Annotated in this window: 15 protein-coding genes; 8 read left to right on the top strand and 7 right to left on the bottom strand. The window is 74.6% G+C overall.

The features are described from left to right. Positions 1-68 precede the first annotated feature (68 nt). From ACIBQ8_RS10495 to ACIBQ8_RS10470, 6 genes are all read right to left on the bottom strand, one after another. Positions 69-299: a hypothetical protein gene (locus ACIBQ8_RS10495; protein ID WP_397191776.1), complete on the bottom strand. Its 231-nt coding sequence runs from the start codon at positions 297-299 to the stop codon at positions 69-71. A gap of 81 nt (positions 300-380) precedes the next feature. Next, positions 381-644 carry a DUF1876 domain-containing protein gene (locus ACIBQ8_RS10490; protein WP_397176140.1) on the bottom strand — a complete coding sequence of 88 codons (264 nt, stop codon included), beginning with the start codon at positions 642-644 and terminating at the stop codon, positions 381-383. A gap of 59 nt (positions 645-703) precedes the next feature. Continuing rightward, positions 704-1303, bottom strand: a complete 600-nt coding sequence (locus ACIBQ8_RS10485; RefSeq protein ID WP_397176139.1) for a hypothetical protein — start codon at positions 1301-1303, stop codon at positions 704-706. Between the two features lie 78 nt (positions 1304-1381). Then, entirely contained in the window at positions 1382-2308 is a 927-nt protein-coding gene (locus ACIBQ8_RS10480) for a hypothetical protein (protein WP_397176138.1), read from the bottom strand. Between the two features lie 248 nt (positions 2309-2556). Further along, positions 2557-5793 (bottom strand): NACHT domain-containing protein, encoded by a 3237-nt coding sequence (locus ACIBQ8_RS10475; protein WP_397191775.1) that lies wholly within the window; start codon positions 5791-5793, stop codon positions 2557-2559. 27 nt (positions 5794-5820) lie between these two features. Further along, complete coding sequence (locus ACIBQ8_RS10470; protein WP_397191774.1) at positions 5821-6372, bottom strand: cupin domain-containing protein; 552 nt, start codon at positions 6370-6372, stop codon at positions 5821-5823. 100 nt (positions 6373-6472) lie between these two features. Between ACIBQ8_RS10470 and ACIBQ8_RS10465 the strand changes: the two genes are divergently transcribed. The 5 genes from ACIBQ8_RS10465 to ACIBQ8_RS10445 are packed head-to-tail and all read left to right on the top strand — an operon-like array spanning position 6473 to position 13706. After that, complete coding sequence (locus tag ACIBQ8_RS10465; protein WP_397191773.1) at positions 6473-7828, top strand: SWIM zinc finger family protein; 1356 nt, start codon at positions 6473-6475, stop codon at positions 7826-7828. Continuing rightward, entirely contained in the window at positions 7825-9162 is a 1338-nt protein-coding gene (locus ACIBQ8_RS10460) for a DUF5691 domain-containing protein (protein ID WP_397191772.1), read from the top strand. The genes ACIBQ8_RS10465 and ACIBQ8_RS10460 overlap by 4 nt, the downstream gene beginning before the upstream one ends. Beyond that, positions 9159-10223, top strand: a complete 1065-nt coding sequence (locus ACIBQ8_RS10455) for an AAA family ATPase (protein WP_352357136.1) — start codon at positions 9159-9161, stop codon at positions 10221-10223. Before ACIBQ8_RS10460 ends, ACIBQ8_RS10455 begins: the two co-directional genes overlap by 4 nt. Next, positions 10220-12562 (top strand): DUF5682 family protein, encoded by a 2343-nt coding sequence (locus tag ACIBQ8_RS10450; protein WP_397191771.1) that lies wholly within the window; start codon positions 10220-10222, stop codon positions 12560-12562. The genes ACIBQ8_RS10455 and ACIBQ8_RS10450 overlap by 4 nt, the downstream gene beginning before the upstream one ends. 4 nt (positions 12563-12566) lie before the next feature. Continuing rightward, the gene (locus ACIBQ8_RS10445) at positions 12567-13706 is read left to right on the top strand and encodes a VWA domain-containing protein (RefSeq protein WP_397191960.1); all 1140 of its coding nucleotides are present in this window, start codon (positions 12567-12569) and stop codon (positions 13704-13706) included. 109 nt (positions 13707-13815) lie between these two features. Here ACIBQ8_RS10445 and ACIBQ8_RS10440 read toward each other — a convergent pair whose 3' ends face one another. Then, positions 13816-15258 carry a DHA2 family efflux MFS transporter permease subunit gene (locus ACIBQ8_RS10440; RefSeq protein ID WP_397191959.1) on the bottom strand — a complete coding sequence of 481 codons (1443 nt, stop codon included), beginning with the start codon at positions 15256-15258 and terminating at the stop codon, positions 13816-13818. A 106-nt stretch (positions 15259-15364) separates the two neighbouring features. Between ACIBQ8_RS10440 and ACIBQ8_RS10435 the strand changes: the two genes are divergently transcribed. The 3 genes from ACIBQ8_RS10435 to ACIBQ8_RS10425 all read left to right on the top strand — a co-directional run bounded on the left by ACIBQ8_RS10435 (position 15365) and on the right by ACIBQ8_RS10425 (position 18652). After that, positions 15365-16093 (top strand): TetR/AcrR family transcriptional regulator, encoded by a 729-nt coding sequence (locus ACIBQ8_RS10435; RefSeq protein ID WP_397176126.1) that lies wholly within the window; start codon positions 15365-15367, stop codon positions 16091-16093. Between the two features lie 62 nt (positions 16094-16155). Then, positions 16156-17547 carry an MFS transporter gene (locus ACIBQ8_RS10430; RefSeq protein WP_397191770.1) on the top strand — a complete coding sequence of 464 codons (1392 nt, stop codon included), beginning with the start codon at positions 16156-16158 and terminating at the stop codon, positions 17545-17547. Between the two features lie 100 nt (positions 17548-17647). Further along, positions 17648-18652, top strand: a complete 1005-nt coding sequence (locus tag ACIBQ8_RS10425) for an enolase C-terminal domain-like protein (RefSeq protein ID WP_397176123.1) — start codon at positions 17648-17650, stop codon at positions 18650-18652. Positions 18653-18660: the final 8 nt, after the last annotated feature.

The raw sequence follows: 18660 nt of genomic DNA, 5'->3' as shown, positions 1-18660 counted from the left end.
TCCGGACAGACAATCATCTCGCCGGAAAAAACCCAAGAATCCCGTCAGCGTGCGGTCCGGTGTGCGGTTCAGTGCGCTGGGCTGCCGAGGACCTCGCGGATCACGTGCCGGGCGTCGGCCGCCATGGCCGGGTCGGTGTCCTTGTGGTCGTCGCCGAGCCGGAAGACCGCGTTGACCGTGCCGGAGGAGGGGGAACGGCGCAGCGGGAGACCGGCCCACCGCGGGAACTGGGCGGCCAGCAGCCGCCGTACGAGGGCCTCGTCGATGTCGGCCTCGTCCGCGTGCATTCTGCCGCCCATGCGCTCCCCCTCGGTCCGTACGATCCGCGGGGGCCATGTCAGCGGACCGGGGACGGGCGCGTCAAGCCGGGGCCTGCGCCCTCACCACGACCGGGTCGGCACCGGGCCGCCGTCGCCGAGCTCGTGCCGGGCGTCGCTGGACAGCCGGCCGGCCAGGTCGGCCAGCGCCCGCGCGACGGCCAGCTCGTCCCCGACCTCGGGCATGGACGGGTCGGCGGGGTTGCGGCGGGCGTGGCCGGCGCCCTCGACCCGCGTGCCGTCCGGGATGGTCAGGACCGCCCGCGCCGAGGTGTCGTCGCCGTCCTCGGCCAGACTGATCCGGACCGTCCACTCCTTGGCTTCCATGGCTCGCCTCCTCCCGCGTACGGCTGCCCGGACACACGGCGGTAAACCGGACAGCCCGGCTACGGGCGGCGCGGGCGGCGCCACCGGTCGTTGGCCCGGATCCAGGCCGCGTCCCAGTCGGCGTACCTGCGCCGGTCCAGCAGCCGGCGCAGCGCCGCGACGGCCCCCAGCACCAGCAGGAAGGCCAGCACCTGGACGAACGCGGCCATGCCCACGCCGCGCAGGACGACGTCCGTGCGGCTCGGCGGCGGCGTCGTGGGGTCGCCCTCACGGTCGATCCACAGGGGGACGGCCTGGCCCGCCCGCGTGCCGGCCGGGACCTGGACCTGCCCGGTCCTGGCCACCCCTGCCGGGGTGGTCCAGCTCGCCGGGACCATGCTGGTCGCCGCCTCGCCGAACGACGGCCGCACGGGCCGCGGCTCCCGCAGCGTCGTCGCGGTCACCTGCTGCCGGAAGCCGGGGCCCACGCGGGCCTCGCGCAGGCCGCCCTCGTAGGTGATCCGGCCGGCCAGCACGGCCGGCCAGAGGCTCAGCAGGACGAGGAGCACCGCCACCGCCAGCCCGGCGCTCTCCAGCCGGTCGGAGCGGCGGCGCAACGGGTTGCGGTCCGGCCGGTGCCTGCGGATCCGCAACATCGCGGCGTTCATGACGGCCCTCATCGCGCACCTCCCACGGTCACCTTTCCTCCTTCCCGCAGAAGCGGCCGGTAGCCCGCCCGCGGGCAGCCGCCGCGCCGGTCAGCTCCAGGGCGCCGTCGGGTACCAGATGAGGTCGCGGCGGGCCAGGATGCGGACGTCCCAGTACAGAAGGGTGAAGACGCCGGCCACGACGAGCGCCGCGCCGGTGATGAGGGCCAGGCGGGTCGGGGTGGCGGTCAGCCAGCGGTGCGCGCGGCCCCCGGTGGCCAGGGCGAGCAGCACGAACAGGACCGACATGACGACGATGTTGCCGGCCGACTGCAGCATGAACGCCAGCGCGCCGTACAGGGGGTTGTGGCTCTCGGCGGCGTCCCTGAAGAGCTGGCGGAACAGCGGGAACGGGCGGCCGATCAGGAAGCCGCCGATCAGCGCGCCCATGACGGCCATGCGGGCCCTCGGGTGGCGGGCCAGCGGGTCGGGCAGGTAGCCGAGCGCGGCCAGGCCCAGGTAGAGGAAGGCCAGCCCGATCAGGCCGAACGTGACCATCGCCTGGATCAGGCCGGGGGACAGGGTGCCCGGCGCGGGCCCGGCCGTGGCGAACTGCGGCATGGCGGTGCCCACGATCCCCACCACGACGCCGTACGCGCCGGAGACGGCCAGCGCGCCGGCCGCCAGCCAGCCGAGCGGGCGCAGCGTGCCGCGGATCCGGGCGCCGACCGAGGGCCTGGCCCCGACCAGGGGCGCGACCGCGCCGAGCGCGGCGATGTTGCAGGCGGTGAACGAGCCCGCCAGGCCGGAGGCGAAGGCGAACACGATGCCGGAGAGCGTCCCGGCGATGGGGGTGGCGTCGGCGTCGCGGCCGAGCATCGTGTCGGCGACCGTCGAGCCGATCGTCTGGTCCACGAACTCGGCCGACCACACCACGGTCAGCAGGAATCCCGCCAGGGCGCTGAGCAGGAGCACGAGTCCGCGGCGGCGGGCGGGGGCGGAGTCGACGGCGGGGGTCGCGGCGAGGGGCAGGGTCATGGTGGTTCCCCTTCTCGTCCAGCGGGAGGCGGCGACCGCGCACGGGCGGACGCCGGGCGTCCCGGGGGGGGTGAACGTGTACACGCCGTGCAAGTTCTGTGACGACTTCTGTGACGACGGCCTGGACGGTCATCAGGGCAGCGCGCCAGGCCGGACATGGCCGGTTGATGGGAACTCCGAACGGGATATTGCCACGTTTAGCACGAAATTCCGGGTTGTAAAAGGCGCCGCCCACCCCTGCCGGGACGTCACATCTTCTTGATCCGCATCCCGGTCCCGCCGACGACCCGCTGCGCGCGCCCGAGCCGGACGGTGAGCCCCGGCATCCCGGCCAGCGGGCTCACGTCGAGGTCGTGCCCCATGTTGATCAGGCTCAGGGTGCGCAGCCGGGGGAGGGCGGCCAGGGGCGACAGGTCGGTCACGCCGGGGCAGCCGGCCAGCGTCAGCCCGCTGAGCCGGTCCTGGCCGCGCAGCGGGGCGAGATCCGTCAGGGCGCCGAGGCCGCGCAGGTGGAGGCTGGTCAGGGGGAAGCGGTCGAGTGCCGCGAGGTCGATGTCTTCGAGGTCGTTGAGGTACAGGTCGGCGACGGAGGGACAGGACCGGGCGGCGACGTCGAGGCAGGCGGCCGCCCCGGCGACGCCGTCCAGCCACAGCGTCTTGAGCCGCCGCATCCCGGCGAACAGCGTCCCGGGAACCGGCAGGCGGTCTCCCATGAGGTACAGGAACTCCAGCTCGCTCTGCCGGGACAGCGGCTCCTGCCAGGAGTCCTCACAGTCGTCCGGCAGGTCGATGCCGAGTTCGCGCAGGCGAGGCAGGCGGTCGAGGATGCCCGGATCGAACGGGACTCCCTGGAGCCACAGGTCGTCGAGCGCCGGCAGCCGCTCCATGGCGCCGAGGTCGAGCGCGGGCGCGGTGAGCCAGCGCAACTGCACGGTTCGCAGGTGGGGCAGCAGCTCGACGCCGTCCAGGGAGCTGAGCGGGGCGTCCTGCACGCTCAACACCCGCACATGCGGCATGGCGCGGAGGAATCGCAGGTCGGTGAGGGGGTCGGTCACGGTGACGGTCACGTTGGCCGCCTTCAGGCGGGCGGCGGCGCGGAGATGGCGGGTGCCGAAGAAGGTGATCTCCTCCATGTCGGCCAGGACGCGGCGGGCGTAGACGTCGGCGTCGAAGTACTGCCAACCCTGGCGAAGCTGGTCCTGCACGCCGTAGCGCTGGTCGGAGGCGTAACCGGCCAGGCGGTCCAGGGCCTCCGGGCCGTTGGTCAGGTACGTGGCGCGGACCGTCAGCGCCGCCCGCCGCTCCGGCAGGCCCGACAGGTCGAGGGGCAGGCGGCGCAGGATCTCCTCGCCCGCCGCCGCCAGCAGGGTCGCCTCCTCCTCCGTACGCGGCGGGATCACCTGCGCCAGGCACGCCTCCACCCGGTCACGCAGCCCCGCCGGGATCTCCTGGACGGTCTCCAGGCACGCGGCCACCAGCAGCCGCAGCCGGCGGGCGTGCTTGCCGCCCTGGTCGGCCCGGTCCAGCAGGCCGCCCAGCAGCTCACCGCGCAGCCGGCCGTTCGCGTGCCCGGCGGCCATCACCACGACCTCGCGCCACTGGTCCAGGTGGGCCCGCTCGACCGCGGCCTCGACGTCCTCGTCCTCCACGAGCTGCCCGGCGGCCAGGTACTCCTGCACGGTCCGGTGCGCGAAGTCGATCCGGCCGGGCACCGGCTCGCGCAGCACGCCGCTCCTGCGCAGCAGGTGTTCCAGCACGTCGGAGGCGGTGTGCGAGACGCGGGTCATCGAGGCGAGCTTCTGCTCGACCCGGCGCAGCGCGGTCGCCTTCGACAGCTCCGAACGGCCCATCGACACCAGCCGCCAGGCCAGGTCGCGCAGGATCCACACCTTCTGGCCGGGGTCGAGGGACACGTCGTCGTCGATCCGCCGTTCGGCGTCGCGGCGTTCCAGCAGCAGGCTGAGCACGGCGTCGTAGAAGCCCATCCGGCTGCGCGGGAGCTGGGTGCGGCGGTCGAGGTTGAGCGCGCACAGCATGGCGGCCAGCAGCGGGGTCGAGGCGACCACGCCGAGATGCGGGTTGGACTCCATGCGGGCCAGCAGGGCGACCTCGTAGCCCTCCAGCTCGCCGGGCTCGCACGGCAGGCTCGGGCAGTCGCGCATCGCGACGTGCCACTGGCGGATCAGCTCCCGCTGGTCGTCGGGCGTCATGGGCTCCAGCGTGGACGCCGCGAACCCCTCGTCGGCCAGCCAGCGGGCGTCGGCGGCGGTCGGGCGTGAGGTCACCACGACCCGCAGCCCCGGATACGCCGCCAGCAGCCGCGACAGCCACTCCCGCACGGCCGGCCGGTGCCGGACGAGCAGCTCGTCCACCCCGTCGACCAGCAGCAGGCCGCGGCCGGAGTCCAGCACGCGCTCCACCCAGCCGCGCGGCATGCGGCCGGCGACCTCCCGCGCGACGTCGTCGAGGAAGGCGGCGGGCGCGGGCAGCCGTCCCGACGAATGGCTCCTCAGCTTGATCATCAACGGCACGCAGCCGTTCCAGGCGGCCAGGTCGCCGGAGAAGCCGCCGCGCGCGGCGGTCACCGCGAGCCAGCGCAGCAACGTGCTCTTGCCCGACCCCGCGTCGCCGCGCAGCAGCGTGAGCCGGGCGCGGCCGAGCGCCGACTCGATGCGCTCGGTGCCGCGCTCGGCGGGATGCCCGCCGGTGAGCGCGGCGATCGACAGCCGCTCCGGCGCGCGCGGCGCGCGCTCGCCGGAGGAGACGTTGAGGCTGATGTAGGCCGTGCTCAGCGACGTGCGCGGGCGGTAGGTCTCCACCCGGACGCCGAACAGCTCGACCTCGTCGAGGGTGCGGCTGGCGAAGGCGAGATAGAGGCGTTCGAAGGCGGCGTCGTCCTGGGTGCCCTCCGGGGCCTCCAGCGTGCGCTGCGGCAGCCTGGCGAGCAGCCGCTCCACGCCCTCGGCCAGGCCGCTGAGCCTGCCCAGCGTCTCGGTGGCGGCGCGCGGCACGTACTGGGGGAGCTGCCGCATCAGGCCGACCAGGCAGTCGACGGACTCGGCGAGCAGGACGGCGTACAGGCGGTCCTCGGCCTCCCCGAGGCGCGGTTCCGGGAGGGCGGCCAGGATGCGCTCGGCGAGCCTGGCCGGGTCGGCGTCGGACTCGAACAGCGCCTCGTCCGACAGGTCGGCGGCGCGCAGCGCGGCCACGGTCTCCAGCAGGACGGCGGCCCGCGCGGACTCGTCCAGCCCGCGGAACTCCTGCTCGATGAGGCGCGACAGCCGGCCCTCGACGGCCAGCGCGATGCCCTGGAGCTGGTTGTCGATCTTCCGGGGCGCCAGCCGGTCGCGAAAGCCGCTCTGGACCAGGTCCTTCAGCTCACTCGTCCGGTCTTTGCGCGCGGCCCGGACGGCCAGCCATTCGCGCATGGCGCGCTCCGCGACGCTCTTCCCAGCGGCGGTCAGGGCCGCCTCGATGCCCGGCATGCCTTCTATATAAGACGATCTTTACGATCACGCGGTGAAATCGGCGAAGTCGAACCCCGGCGACACGACGCAGCTCACCAGCACCGCCTCGTCCCCGGCCGGGCGCGCGGACTGCCACACGCCGCCTGGCACGACCGCCTGCGGCACCTGCCCCCGCTCCACCAGCGGGCCCAGGACGACGTCGCGGTCTCCCACGGTCAGCTTCAGCGGCCCGCCCCGGTGCCACAGCCACACCTCGTCCGACCTGACGACGTGCGGGACGGACTCCTCGCCCGGCTGGAGCAGGAAGTAGATGCCGGTGGCGCTCGCGCGCGGCCCCGGGTAGCCGTCGGGCCGGACCGTGACGGGCGAGCGCCAGGTCTCGCGGTACCAGCCGCCCTCCGGATGGGGGAGCAGGTCGAGCGCGGCGGCCACGGGCGGCCGCGCGGCGAAGGCGACGGGCGCGCCGGTGACGTCGCGCCGCAGGAAACGGGTGCCGTCGAGGACGGCCTGGCCGTCGAGCGCGGCGGCCAGCGCCAGGGCGGCGGCCTCGTCGGCGACCTCGGTGGGCGCGCCGTCGGGATAGATCCTCAGCTCCACAGAGCCGATCTTACGAGGGCCGGGGGCGCGCGGGGGCCGCGTCCGGCGGACGGGCCGCCCGCCGCGCGAACTGTCGGTCGGCCTGGCTAGTCTGCGGCAGGTGATCGAACGGTGGAGCCTTGATCAGGTGCTCGCCCTCGCCCCCGACGCGTCGTCCAGGAAGGCGGCTCAGGGGGTGGCCGCGGCGGGCAAGTGGTCCTCGCGCGGCACGACGGGCAGCGTCCTCTACGGCGAGTGCGCGGGCAGCGGGTCCAAGCCCTACCTGGCGTGCGTCGACCTGACCGAGCCCGCCTACCGGTGCAGCTGCCCCAGCCGCAAGTTCCCCTGCAAACACGCGCTGGGCCTGCTGCTGCTGTGGTCGGCCGACGGCGTGCCCGCCGCGGAGGCCGCGCCGCAGTGGGTCACCGAGTGGCTCGACGGCCGCGCCGAGCGCGCCGCCAGGTCCGCGGCCCGCGCCGAGTCCGCTCGCGACGCCGCCGCCACGACCGGGACCGGAACCGCGGCTGAGGCCGGGACCGCGGCCGGGGGCGCGACCGGGGCTGGGACCGGCGGCGCCGGGGCGGGGAAGGCGGAGTCGGTGCGGCAGGCGCGGGTGGGGGCCGGGCTGGCGGAGCTGGAGCGCTGGCTGGCCGACCAGATCCGCCAGGGCCTCGCGTCCGCCGCCGAGCACGACTGGGACGGCCTGGCCAAGCGCCTCATCGACGCCCAGGCCCCCGGCGTCGCGGGCCTGGTGTCCCGGCTGACCCAGGTGCGGGCGGAGGACGACTGGCCCGGCCGGCTCCTGGAGGAGTACGCGCTGATCAACCTGCTCGCCGTCGCCCACCGCCGCCGCGCCGAGCTGCCCGGCCCCCTGGCCGAGACCGTCCGCATCCGCACCGGGTTCCCGGTCACCAGGGAAGAGGTGCTGGCCGGGCCGGCGGTGCGCGACCACTGGCACGTGCTCGGCCGCCGCGACGACGAGCACGACCGGCTGACCGCCCGCCGCGTCTGGCTCAAGGGCCGCGCCACCGGCCGGGCGGCGCTCATCCTCTCCTTCGCCCCGCCCGGCCAGGCCCTCGACGCCTCGCTGGTCACGGGCGCCACGGTCGACGCCGACCTCGCCTTCTACCCGGGCGCCGCCCCCCTCCGCGCCCTCGTCGCCGCCCGCCACCCCGCCGACCCCCTTCCCGGCGGGAGCGCTCCGCCGGCCGGGGTGCCGGCCGGCGAGGCGCTGGAGGAGGTGGCGCGGGTGCTGGCCGACGACCCCTGGACCGAGTCCTGGCCGCTCGTGCTGGCCGGCGTCGTCCCCGGCCGCACGGCGGTCGGCGGGCTGCCGCTGCACCCCCGGGCCCGCGACCCCTGGCGGCTGATCGCCGTCTCGGGCGGCCGTCCCGTCACGCTGGCCGCCGAATGGACCCCCCAGGGCCTGCGCCCGCTGACCACCTACGACGACGACGGAACGGCGGTGCTCCTGTGACCTGGGACGACCTGGCCTCCACGGCTCTGGTGGGCACCGGCCGCAGGCCGTACCGGGGAGATCTGCTGGCCGCCGCCGCCGTCGAGACGGCCCGGCGGCGCGCGGGCCGCGGCCCGGTCGAGGCCGCGCCGCCGCCCCCCGCCCCCGCCGAGGAACTGCCCGCCGTGGGCAGGCGCGCGGCCGAGCGGCTGGTCCGGATCATGGGCGGCGACTACGACCGCCTGCTGCCCGAATGGCTGGCCGCGGCCGCCGCGACCGGCCGCAGGGTGCCCTCCGACGTGCTGCCCGACCTGCTCGAACGGGGCCGGCGCGACCGCTCGATCCGCGCCCATCTGGGCGTCCTGGCCGGGCAGCGCGGCCGCTGGCTGGCCGGCCTCAACCCGGCGTGGGGCTACCTGCTGGAGGAGCCGACCGGCGAGACCTGGGAGCTCGGCGGCCCCGCCGACCGCCGCGCCCACCTGCGCGCCCTGCGCGCCGCCGACCCCGCCGCGGCCAGGGAGCTGCTGGAGAGCACCTGGGAGCGGGAGACGCCCGACGACCGGGCCGAGTTCGTCGAGCTGCTGGCCGACGGGCTCGCCATGGGCGACGAGCCGTTCCTGGAGGCCGCGCTCGACGACCGGCGCCGGGAGGTCCGCCAGGCCGCCGCCAACCTGCTGACCCGGCTGCCCGGCTCCCGCCTGTCCAGGCGCATGGCCGAGCGGGCGCGGGCGTGCGTGTCGATCACCGGCTCGGCCATCGCCGTCGAGGCGCCCCTGGAGTGCGACCGGGCGATGGAGCGCGACGGCGTGCGTCCCAAGCCGCCGCGCGGCATCGGCGAGCGGGCCTGGTGGCTGCAGCAGATCCTGGCCCGCGCGCCGCTGGGCTTCTGGGGCCGGCCGCCGTCCGCGCTGCTGAAGATGCGCGTCCCCGACTGGGACGCCGAGGTGAAGGCCGCCTGGGTCCGGGCCGCGGTGCTGCAGAAGGACCCCGAGTGGGCGCGCGCGATGTTCGGCTGGGACCCGATCGCCGACCTGCTCGAAGCGCTCCCGCCCGCCGAGCAGCAGGAGCTCGCCGCGGGCTTCGTCAAGAAGCACGACCTCGACAGCCAGTTGATCATGGTGCTCGGCGGCGTCTCGTCCCATTGGCGGGAGGGCCTGGCCACGGCCGTCCTGCACAAGATCGTCAAGGTGGCGGCCGTCCAGCCGTGGAACCTCGGCGAGCTGGTCAAGCTGGCGGGCGAGCACATCGACCCCGCGCTGTTCCCGCTGGCCGAGAGCTACTCGCCGGTGGCGCCGATCCAGCAGGTCGCCGCCCTCCTGCGTTTCCGTGCCGACATGTACAAGGAGCTCGCATGACCGTCCTGCGTCCCCACGCCGAAGACCAGTACGCCGAGGAACTGGCCTACCTGGCCAAGGACGACGACCGCCCCCGGCCCCCCGGCTGGAAGCTGTCGCCGTGGGCGGTGACCCGCTACATCCTGGGCGACGACGACCGCGTCACCCCCAAGTACGTCGGCGCCCGCCGCATCGTCGAGGTCGCCGTGGCCACGCTCGCGACCGACCGCGCGCTGCTGCTGCTCGGCGTGCCCGGCACGGCCAAGACGTGGCTGTCGGAGCATCTGGCCGCCGCCGTCAGCGGCGACTCGACGCTGCTCGTCCAGGGCACCGCGGGCACCGCCGAGGAGGCCGTCCGGTACGGCTGGAACTACGCCAGGCTGCTGGCCGAGGGCCCCTCGTTCGAGGCGCTGACCCCCTCCCCGGTCATGCGGGCCATGGCCGAGGGGCGGGTCGCCCGCGTCGAGGAGCTGACCCGCATGCCCTCCGACGTCCAGGACGCGCTGATCACCGTCCTGTCGGAGAAGACGCTGCCGATCCCCGAGCTCAACCGCGAGGTCCAGGCCGAGCGCGGCTTCAACGTCATCGCCACCGCCAACGACCGCGACCGGGGCGTCAACGAGCTGTCCAGCGCCCTGCGCCGCCGGTTCAACACCGTCGTGCTGCCCGTGCCCGCCAGCGCCGAGGAGGAGGTGCACATCGTCGCCCGCCGCGTCACCCAGCTCGGCCGCTCGCTGGAGCTGCCGGAGACCTCCACCGGCCTGGCCGAGATCAGGCGCGTGGTGACCGTCTTCCGCGAGCTGCGCGCCGGCGTCACCGAGGACGGCCGCACCAAGGTCAAGTCGCCGAGCGGCACCCTGTCCACGGCCGAGGCGATCTCGGTGCTCACCAGCGGCATCGCGCTGGCCGCCCACTTCGGCGACGGCGTGCTGCGGCCCGCCGACGTCGCGGCCGGGATCGTGGGCGCGGTGGTGCAGGAGCCGGTCTCCGACCGGGTGGTGTGGCGCGAGTACCTGGAGACCGTGGTGCGCGAGCGTCCCGACTGGCGCGACTTCTACCGCGCCTGCCGCGAGGTGTCATGAGCGCCGTCCGCGTGCTGGGCGTGCGCCACCACGGCCCCGGCTCGGCCCGCGCGCTGCGGCGCGAGCTCGACCGCCTGCGCCCCGACGCGATCCTCGTCGAGGGGCCGCCGGAGGCCGACGCGCTGGTGGCGCTCGCCCCCGACCTGGAGCCGCCGGTCGCGCTGCTCGCGCACGTGCCCGGCGCTCCGGCCAGGGCCGCGTTCTGGCCGTTCGCGCGGTTCTCGCCCGAATGGCAGGCGATCCTGTACGGCGTCGCGGCCGGCGTCCCGGTGCGCTTCTGCGACCTGCCCGCCGCCCACTCCCTGGCCGACGACGAGGAGGCCGGCGAGGAGACCGGCGAGGAGACCGGCGAGGGGACCGGGGAGGGGCTGCGTACCGACCCGATCGGCGCGCTGGCCGCCGCGGCCGGGCACGACGACCCAGAACGCTGGTGGGAGGACGTCGTCGAGCACCGCGGCGACACGCCCTTCGAGGTGATCGCCGAGGCCATGGCCGCCGTGCGCGAGGGCCATGTCCCGGCCGGCCGGGAGGCCAGGCGCGAGGCGTACATGCGCAAGGTGCTGCGGGCCGCGATCAAGGAGGGGTTCGGCACGATCGCGGTGGTCTGCGGCGCCTGGCACGTGCCCGCGCTCGCCGGGCCGCTGCCCCCGGCCGCGGCCGACAACGCGCTGCTGCGCGGCCTGCCGAAGGTGAAGGCCGAGCTGACGTGGGTGCCCTGGACGTACGGGCGGCTGGCCTCCTGGAGCGGCTACGGCGCGGGCATCACCTCGCCGGGCTGGTACCACCACCTGTTCACCGCCCCCGACCGGCCGGTCGAGCGCTGGCTCACCGAGGCCGCCGCCGTGCTGCGCGAGGAGGGGCTGCCGGTCTCCTCCGCGCACGTCATCGAGTCCGTCCGCCTGGCCGCCACCCTGGCCGGGCTGCGCGGCCGGCCGCTGGCCGGGCTGGGCGAGGTGACCGAGGCGGCCAGGGCGGTGCTGTGCGAGGGCGACGACCTGGCCGTCGAGCTGATCCAGCGGCGGATGGTCGTCGCCGACCGGCTGGGCCACGTCACCGACGGCACCCCGATGGTCCCGCTCCAGCGCGACCTGCGCGAGCAGCGGCGGCGGCTGAAGCTGCGGCCCGAGGCCCTCGACCGGGAGCTCGACCTCGACCTGCGCAAGCCGCTCGACCTGGAGCGCAGCCACCTGCTGCACCGGCTGCGGCTGCTGGAGGTGGGCTGGGGCACGCCGGGGCAGGCGCGCGGCAAGGGCACCTTCCGCGAGTCCTGGACGTTGCAGTGGCGGCCCGAGCACGACCTCGCCCTCATCGAGCACGCCGCCCTCGGCACCACCGTCGCCGCCGCGGCCGCGCGGCGCGCCCGCGACCTGGCCGGGGCCGCCTCGGCGGCGCTCGCCGACCTGACCGCGCTGGTGGAGCAGTGCCTGCTGGCCGACCTGCCGCAGGCGCTGCCCGGCGTGCTCGCCGCGCTGTCGGCCAAGGCGGCGCTGGACACCGACGTCACCCAGCTGATGGCGGCGCTGCCCGCGATGGTCCGCGCCCACCGGTACGGCGACGTGCGCGGCACCTCGGCCGAGGGGCTGGCGGTGATCGTGCGCTCGATGCTCGACCGGATCTGCGTCGGGCTGCCGGTCGCGGTCACCGCGCTCGACGACGACGCGGCGGCCGGGCTGCTCAAACACGTCGACGCCGTGCACGCCGCCGTCGCCCTGCTCGCCGAACCCCCCACCGGCCCGCCGCCCCCCACAGCCCCCGAACCGGAGGCCGACGCCGACGACGGACCCGCCGCGAAGGCCGACGCCGACGACGGGGACGACTCGGGGGAGGCGGCCGATGAGGGCGGGGCGGGTGGGTCGCCGCGGGCCCGGTGGCTGGGCACGTTGCGCGGCATCGCCGACCGGCAGGACCTGCACGGGCTCATCGAGGGCCGGCTCACCCGCCTCCTGCTCGACTGCGGCGAGCTGGCCGACGCGGGCGACCGCATGTCCAGGGCCATGTCCCGGGGGCAGACCCCGGTCAGGGCGGCGGCCTGGGTCGAGGGGTTCCTGTCCGGCGGCGGCCTGCTCCTGGTGCACGACCCGCGCCTGCTGGGCCTGGTCGACGCCTGGCTGACCGCGCTGCCCGCCGACCAGTTCACCGACGTGCTGCCGCTGCTGCGCCGCACGTTCGGCGGCTTCGCCGTGCCGGAGCGGCGGGCCGTCGGCGAGCGGGTGAGCGCCGCGGGCCGCGCGAGCGGCACCGGCGGCACCGGGAGCACCGGCGAGCCGCACATCGACGAGCGGCGCGCGGCGGGAGCCGTGGCGACCGTGCTGGCGATCATCGGGAGAGACCGTGGATGAGCGCATGCGCAGGTGGCGGCTGGTGCTCGGGGGCGGCGACGCCGACGGCACCGGCTGCGCCCTGCAGGGTGCCGACGCGCAGATGGACGCGGCCCTGGCCGCCGTCTACGACCACGACGGCCGCGAGGGGCAGAGCCGGCGCGAGGGCGGCCTCGGGGCGTCCGCGCCGCGGGTGGCCCGCTGGCTGGGCGACATCCGCACGTACTTCCCCTCCACGGTCGTCCAGGTCATGCAGAAGGACGCGATCGAGCGGCTGAACCTCACCAGGCTGCTGCTCGAACCGGAGATGCTGGAGGCCGTGGAGCCCGACGTGCACCTGGTCGGCACGCTGCTGGCGCTCAACCGGGTGATGCCCGCGCAGGCCCGCGAGTCGGCCAGGGCGGTGGTGCGCAAGGTCGTCGAAGAGCTCGAACGCCGGCTGGCCGACCGCACCCGGGCGGCGGTGACGGGCGCGCTCGACCGTTCGGCGCGCACCCACCGGCCCAGGCGGGTGGCCGACATCGACTGGGACCGGACGATCCGGGCGAACCTCAAGAACTACCTGCCCGACCGGAACACGGTCGTCCCGTCGCGGCTCGTCGGCTACGCGCGCCGGCAGCGGTCGGTGCAGCGCGAGGTGGTGCTCTGCATCGACCAGAGCGGTTCGATGGCGGCCTCGGTGGTGTATTCGAGCGTGTTCGGGGCGGTCCTGGCCTCGATGCGGTCGCTGAAGACGTCGCTGGTCGTGTTCGACACGGCGGTGGTCGACCTGACCGAGCAGTTGCACGACCCGGTCGAGCTGCTGTTCGGCACCCAGCTCGGCGGCGGCACCGACATCAACCGGGCGATCGCCTACTGCCAGGGGCTCCTCACCCGCCCGGCCGACTCCGTCTTCGTCCTGGTCAGCGACCTGTACGAGGGCGGCGTGCGCGAGGAGATGCTGCGCCGGGTGGCGGCGATGACCCAGGCCGGCGTGCAGGTGATCGTGCTGCTCGCGCTCTCCGACGAGGGCGCGCCCTTCTACGACCACGACAACGCCGCCGCGCTGGCCGCGATGGGCGTGCCCGCGTTCGCCTGCACCCCCGACGCCTTCCCCGACCTGATGGCCGCCGCCATCGAACGCCGCGACATCGCGCGCTGGGCCGAACGCCACGTCGGCACATAGCCGGGGCACGCGGAAGACGGCGGCTCCGGGCGCCGCGTCAGCGCCTGACCGGGGCACGCGAACGGCCGCGGCTCCACCCCCGGCAGGGGAGCCGCGGCCGGGTCAGCGCTCAGTGGCCGGCCTGTTCGGGACGGGCCTTGCGCGGCATCAGGAACGACAGGGCGAAGGTCACGGCCAGCAGCCCGATCTCGACCCAGACGGTCACCTGCATCGCCGAGCCGAAGCTCCACTCGTGCCTGAGCAGGTTGAAGAAGAGCGTGCCGAGCACGGCGGTGCCGAGCGCGCCGCCGAGCTGCTGGACGGCGGTCATCGTGCCCGAGGCCGACCCCGACTCGTGCGGCTCGACGCCGGCCAGCACGATGTCGAAGAACGGCGCCATGGTCAGGCCCATGCCGATGCCGACCAGCGCCAGCCCGGGAGCGAGCTGCCAGACGCCGACGTCGGTGCCGGCCAGGTGGATGGTCACCCCGAGCACGGCCGCGCCGGCGGCCATGACGACCACGCCGATCTGCAGCAGCCCGCGGCCCAGCTTCTCCTGGAGCCCGGACATGGCCAGGCCGAAGCCGAGCACGCCGCCGACCGCCTGGGGAAGGCTGGCCAGGCCCGCCTTGAGCGGGCTGAAGTGCAGGCCGGCCTGCATGTAGATGCTGAAGACCAGGCTGAGGCCGATCATGCCGGAGAAGAACGCCAGACCGGCCACCAGGCCGCCGGAGAAGGCCCGCTTGCGGAACAGGCTGGGCGTGACCAGCGGGTCCTTGCCGGACGCGGCGCGGCGCGACTCGTACCTGCCGAACAGGACGAAGACGACCAGCGAGGCGGCCATCGAGACGAACGTCCAGGCGGGCCAGTCGAGCTCGCGGCCCTGGATCAGCGGGTAGATCAGCAGGAACCCGGCGGCCGAGACCAGGCCGACGCCGACCAGGTCGAGCCTGGTGGCGTTGGAGAGCCGGAACTCGGGCAGGTAGCGGATGCCGGCCACCGCGGCGGCCAGGCCGATCGGCAGGTTGATCAGGAAGATCATGCGCCAGCCGGTGCCGAAGAAGTCGGCGTCGACCAGCCAGCCGGCCAGCACGGGGCCGCCGACCGACGAGATCGTCATGACGGGCCCGAACATGCCGAACGCCTTGCCGATCTCCTGCGGCGGGAACATCTCCTTGATCAGCCCCAGCCCCTGCGGCAACATCACCGCGCCGAACAGGCCCTGCAGCACGCGGCTGGCGATGAGCATCTCGGGGCTGCCCGCCACTCCGCACAGCAGCGAGGCGGCGGTGAAGCCGAAGGCGCCGATGAGGAACATGCGCTTGCGGCCGAACAGGTCGCCGAGCCGCCCGCCGGTGACCAGGCCGACGGCCATGGCCAGCGTGTAGCCGGCGCCGAGCCACTGCACGAGGCTGTCGCTGCCGCCCAGGTCGGCGCGGATGGTGGGAGCGGCGATCGTGGTGATCAGCGCGTCGAGCAGGTCCATCACCTCGGCGGCCAGGATCACGAAGAGGGCGGCCCAGCGCCACCGGTAGGGCGCGACGGCCTCCGTGGCCTGCCCCGCATTGGTCATTGTCACAAGGAACTCCTTCAGAACGCTGTTCTTATCGACGAACACTGTTCGTCTACGAACACCGTTTTAGTGGCGAACAGCGTTCGTGTCAAGTACAGTGTTCGCCATGGGGAGCAAGGAAGAAGTCGTGCCGGTGCCGCCGTGGCGCAAGTCACGCAAGCAACCGCAGATCAGGCGGCAGCTCAGCCAGGACCTCATCGTCGAGACCGGGCTGCGCGTCCTCGACGCCGAAGGGCTCGACGCGCTCAGCATGAGACGCGTCGCCCAGGAGCTCGACACCGGCCCCGCCTCGCTGTACGCGCACGTGGCCAACAAGGAGGAGCTGCTCGAACTGGTCTACGACCGGGTGCTCGGCGAGATCCGGCTGCCCGAGCCCGACGCCGGCCAGTGGAAGGACCAGCTCAGGTCGTACGCGCTGGAGGTCTACCGAGTGCTGAACAGGCACGCCGACGTCGCCAGGGCGGCCCTGGCGAACATCCCCACGGGCGGCAACTCCCTGCGCGCCGGCGAGTTCGTCTACGGGCTGCTGCTGGAGGCCGGCATGCCGCCGCGCGAGGCCGCCCTGTGCCTCGACCGCCTGTCCCTCTACCTCATCGGCGACGCCTACGAGGGCTCGGTGCACATCAGCCGCATGCGCGCCGCGGGCGTGTCCTCGCCGGAGGAGTACTTCGCCTCCTTCACCGGCCAGATCGCCGACTACTACCGCGCCCTGCCGGCGGACCGGTTCCCTTACCTGGTCGAGCACATCGACGACCTGGTCGCCGCCGACGGCGAGGAACGGTTCCGCTACGGCCTGGAACTGCTGCTCGACGGCATCGAGTCGCGCATGCCTTAGGCCCAATTGCCTAGGCCCCGCGCCCGATGTGCCGGGCCGGGCTTCCCCGTAGCTTTACCGTCATGACTACGACTGTTGATCCGATCGAGGACCTCGCCCCGGCCCCCGCCGGGGTGTTGTCCGCGCAGTACCGGGCGCTCAGCGTCGGCCTGGTCGCGCTCGTCATGCTGGTGGCCTTCGAGGCGATGGCGGTGGCGACCGCGATGCCGATCGTGGCCCGCGACCTGGACGGCATGCCCCTGTACAACCTGGCCTTCAGCGCCACCCTCGCGGCCAGCGTGATCGCGACCGTGCTCGGCGGCAGGTGGAGCGACGTGCGGGGGCCGGTGCAGCCGATCGCCGTCGGCGTGGTCGCCTTCGTGGCCGGGCTGCTGGTCGCCGGGTTCGCGCCCACGATGGAGGTGCTGGTCGCCGGGCGGTTCATCCAGGGGCTCGGCGCCGGACTGATCCAGGTGTCCCTGTACGTGCTGGTCGCCCGGGTCTTCCCGGGGGCCATGCATCCCAAGGTGTTCGCGTTGTTCTCGGCCGCCTGGGTGGTGCCCTCCATGATCGGCCCGGCCATCGCCGGGTTCGTCGTGGAGAACGTGAGCTGGCGTTGGATCTTCCTCGGCGTCTCGGCGCTGGTCATCCCGGCGGCGCTGCTGCTGTGGCGCGGCACCGCGGGCCGCTCGGCCGAGCGCGGCTCGGCCGAACCGGCTCCCGGCATCGGCCGCAAGCTCGTCTGGGCCACGCTGACCGCCGTCGCCGCCGCCCTCATCCAGTACGGCAGCGCCGCGAAGCTGGACGGCCTGCCGCTGCTCGTGGCCGGCGTCGTCCTGCTGGCCGTGGCCCTGCCCAGGCTGCTGCTGCCCGGCTCGCTGCGCGCCGCCCGCGGCCTGCCGACCGCCCCCGTGCTGCGCGGCCTGGCCTACGGCTCGCTCATGGCCGCCGAGGTGCTCATCCCGCTCATGCTGATGAAGGAGCGCGGCCTGACCGCCACCGGCGCGGGCGTCGTCCTCACGGTGGGGGCGCTCGGCTGGTCCACCGGCTCCTGGATCAAGGGCCGCGGCGCGATCAGCCACATGGCCGCCATCCGCGGCGGCGCGGCGATGATCGCCGTCGGCATCGCGCTGGTGTCGCTCGTGCTCGTCGACTCCCTGCCCATCGCGATCGCCTACGTCGCCATGGCCGTCTCCGGCCTCGGCATCGGCGCGCTGCACCCCACGGTGTCCGTGCTGGTGCTGGAGATGTCCAAGGAGGGCGAGGAAGGGCAGAACAGCGCGGCCGTGGGCGTCGGCGAGTCGGTGTTCACCGTCGTGGCCGTCGCCGTCAGCGGCGCCCTGTTCACCGCCACGGGCGAGAACTACGCCGTGGGGCTCGGATTCACCGTCGTGCTCGCCGTCCTGGCCGTCGTGCTGGCCCCCCGTTTTGTGCAGTCCGCCAAGGCAGGCACTATGGAAGGGACCGCGTCATAGTGATGAGAACGTCATAGTGCTGAGAACGCTGCCAAACGCATCGGCGTGGATGGCCTTCACCAGGCGCGACGACTCTCTCGTCATGGCTTAAGGGGGGTTCATGCCGCGAGTGCGGGAGCTGGAGGTCTTCCGGCTGGTCCTGCCGTACGGCGCGAGGTCGGAGAGCCTGCTCGTCAAGCTCACCGACCACGGCGGCATGACCGGCTGGGGCGAGGCCGTCTCGCCGGAGCCCAAGGCCTGGTCGCGGCTGGAGGAGTCGCTGGCCGCGCTGCTGATCGGCGTCGACTGGGAGCACCCCGACGCCGTGCCGAGCGGCGATCCGGCCGTCGACATGGCCTGCTGGGACCTGTGGACCAGGATGCGCGGCGTGCCGCTCGCGCACGCGATCGGCGGCACCCGCACCTCGGTGATGGCCACCGTGCGCCTGGCGCCCGACCCGTCCGTCGAGAGCCTGGTCGCCCGCGTCAACCAGCAGGTCTGCGCCGGTTACGGGCACGTCACCCTCGACATCAGGCCCGGCTGGGACGTCGAGCCCGTCCGCGCGGTGCGGCGCGCCTACCCCGCCCTGACCCTGGCCGTCGACGGCGGCAACGCCTACACCGACCGCGGCCAGCTCGTCGCCCTCGACTCCTACGGCCTGGAGGTCATCGAGCGGCCCTTCCCGCTCGGCGACGTGCACGCGCACGCCGCGCTCCAGGACGACGTGGCCGCCTCGGTCGCCGTCGAGGTGCGCTCGACCGCCGAGCTGGACGACTACCTGACCCTGCGCGCCGCCAGGGTGCTCCTGCTGCGCCCCACCGCCTTCCCGTCGTTGTCGGAGGCCCGGCGGGCGCACGACCGGGCCGCCGCCGCCGGCTGGGACATCCAGTGCGCGGGCGGCCAGGGGGCCGGCCTGGCCAGGGCGGCCACGGTGGCGGTCGCGAGCCTGCCCGGCTGCACGCTGCCGTGCGACGTCACCCAGCCGCCGAAGCAGAACCAGATCGTCACGCCGCTGGTGGGCGCGAACGCGGGCGTCATCGCCGTCCCGCTCACCCAGCCCGGCCTGGGCCACACGATCGACGAGACCCGCCTCGGCCGCCTGGCCAAGGAGTCCTTCCACGCATGACCGGCCCG

Origin of the sequence: Nonomuraea sp. NPDC049646 (genome assembly GCF_044465525.1) — a bacterium.
Classification (GTDB): Bacteria; Actinomycetota; Actinomycetes; order Streptosporangiales; family Streptosporangiaceae; genus Nonomuraea.
Note: the sequence above shows the minus strand (reverse complement) of the source record. Positions and strands in the feature narration are given on the sequence as shown.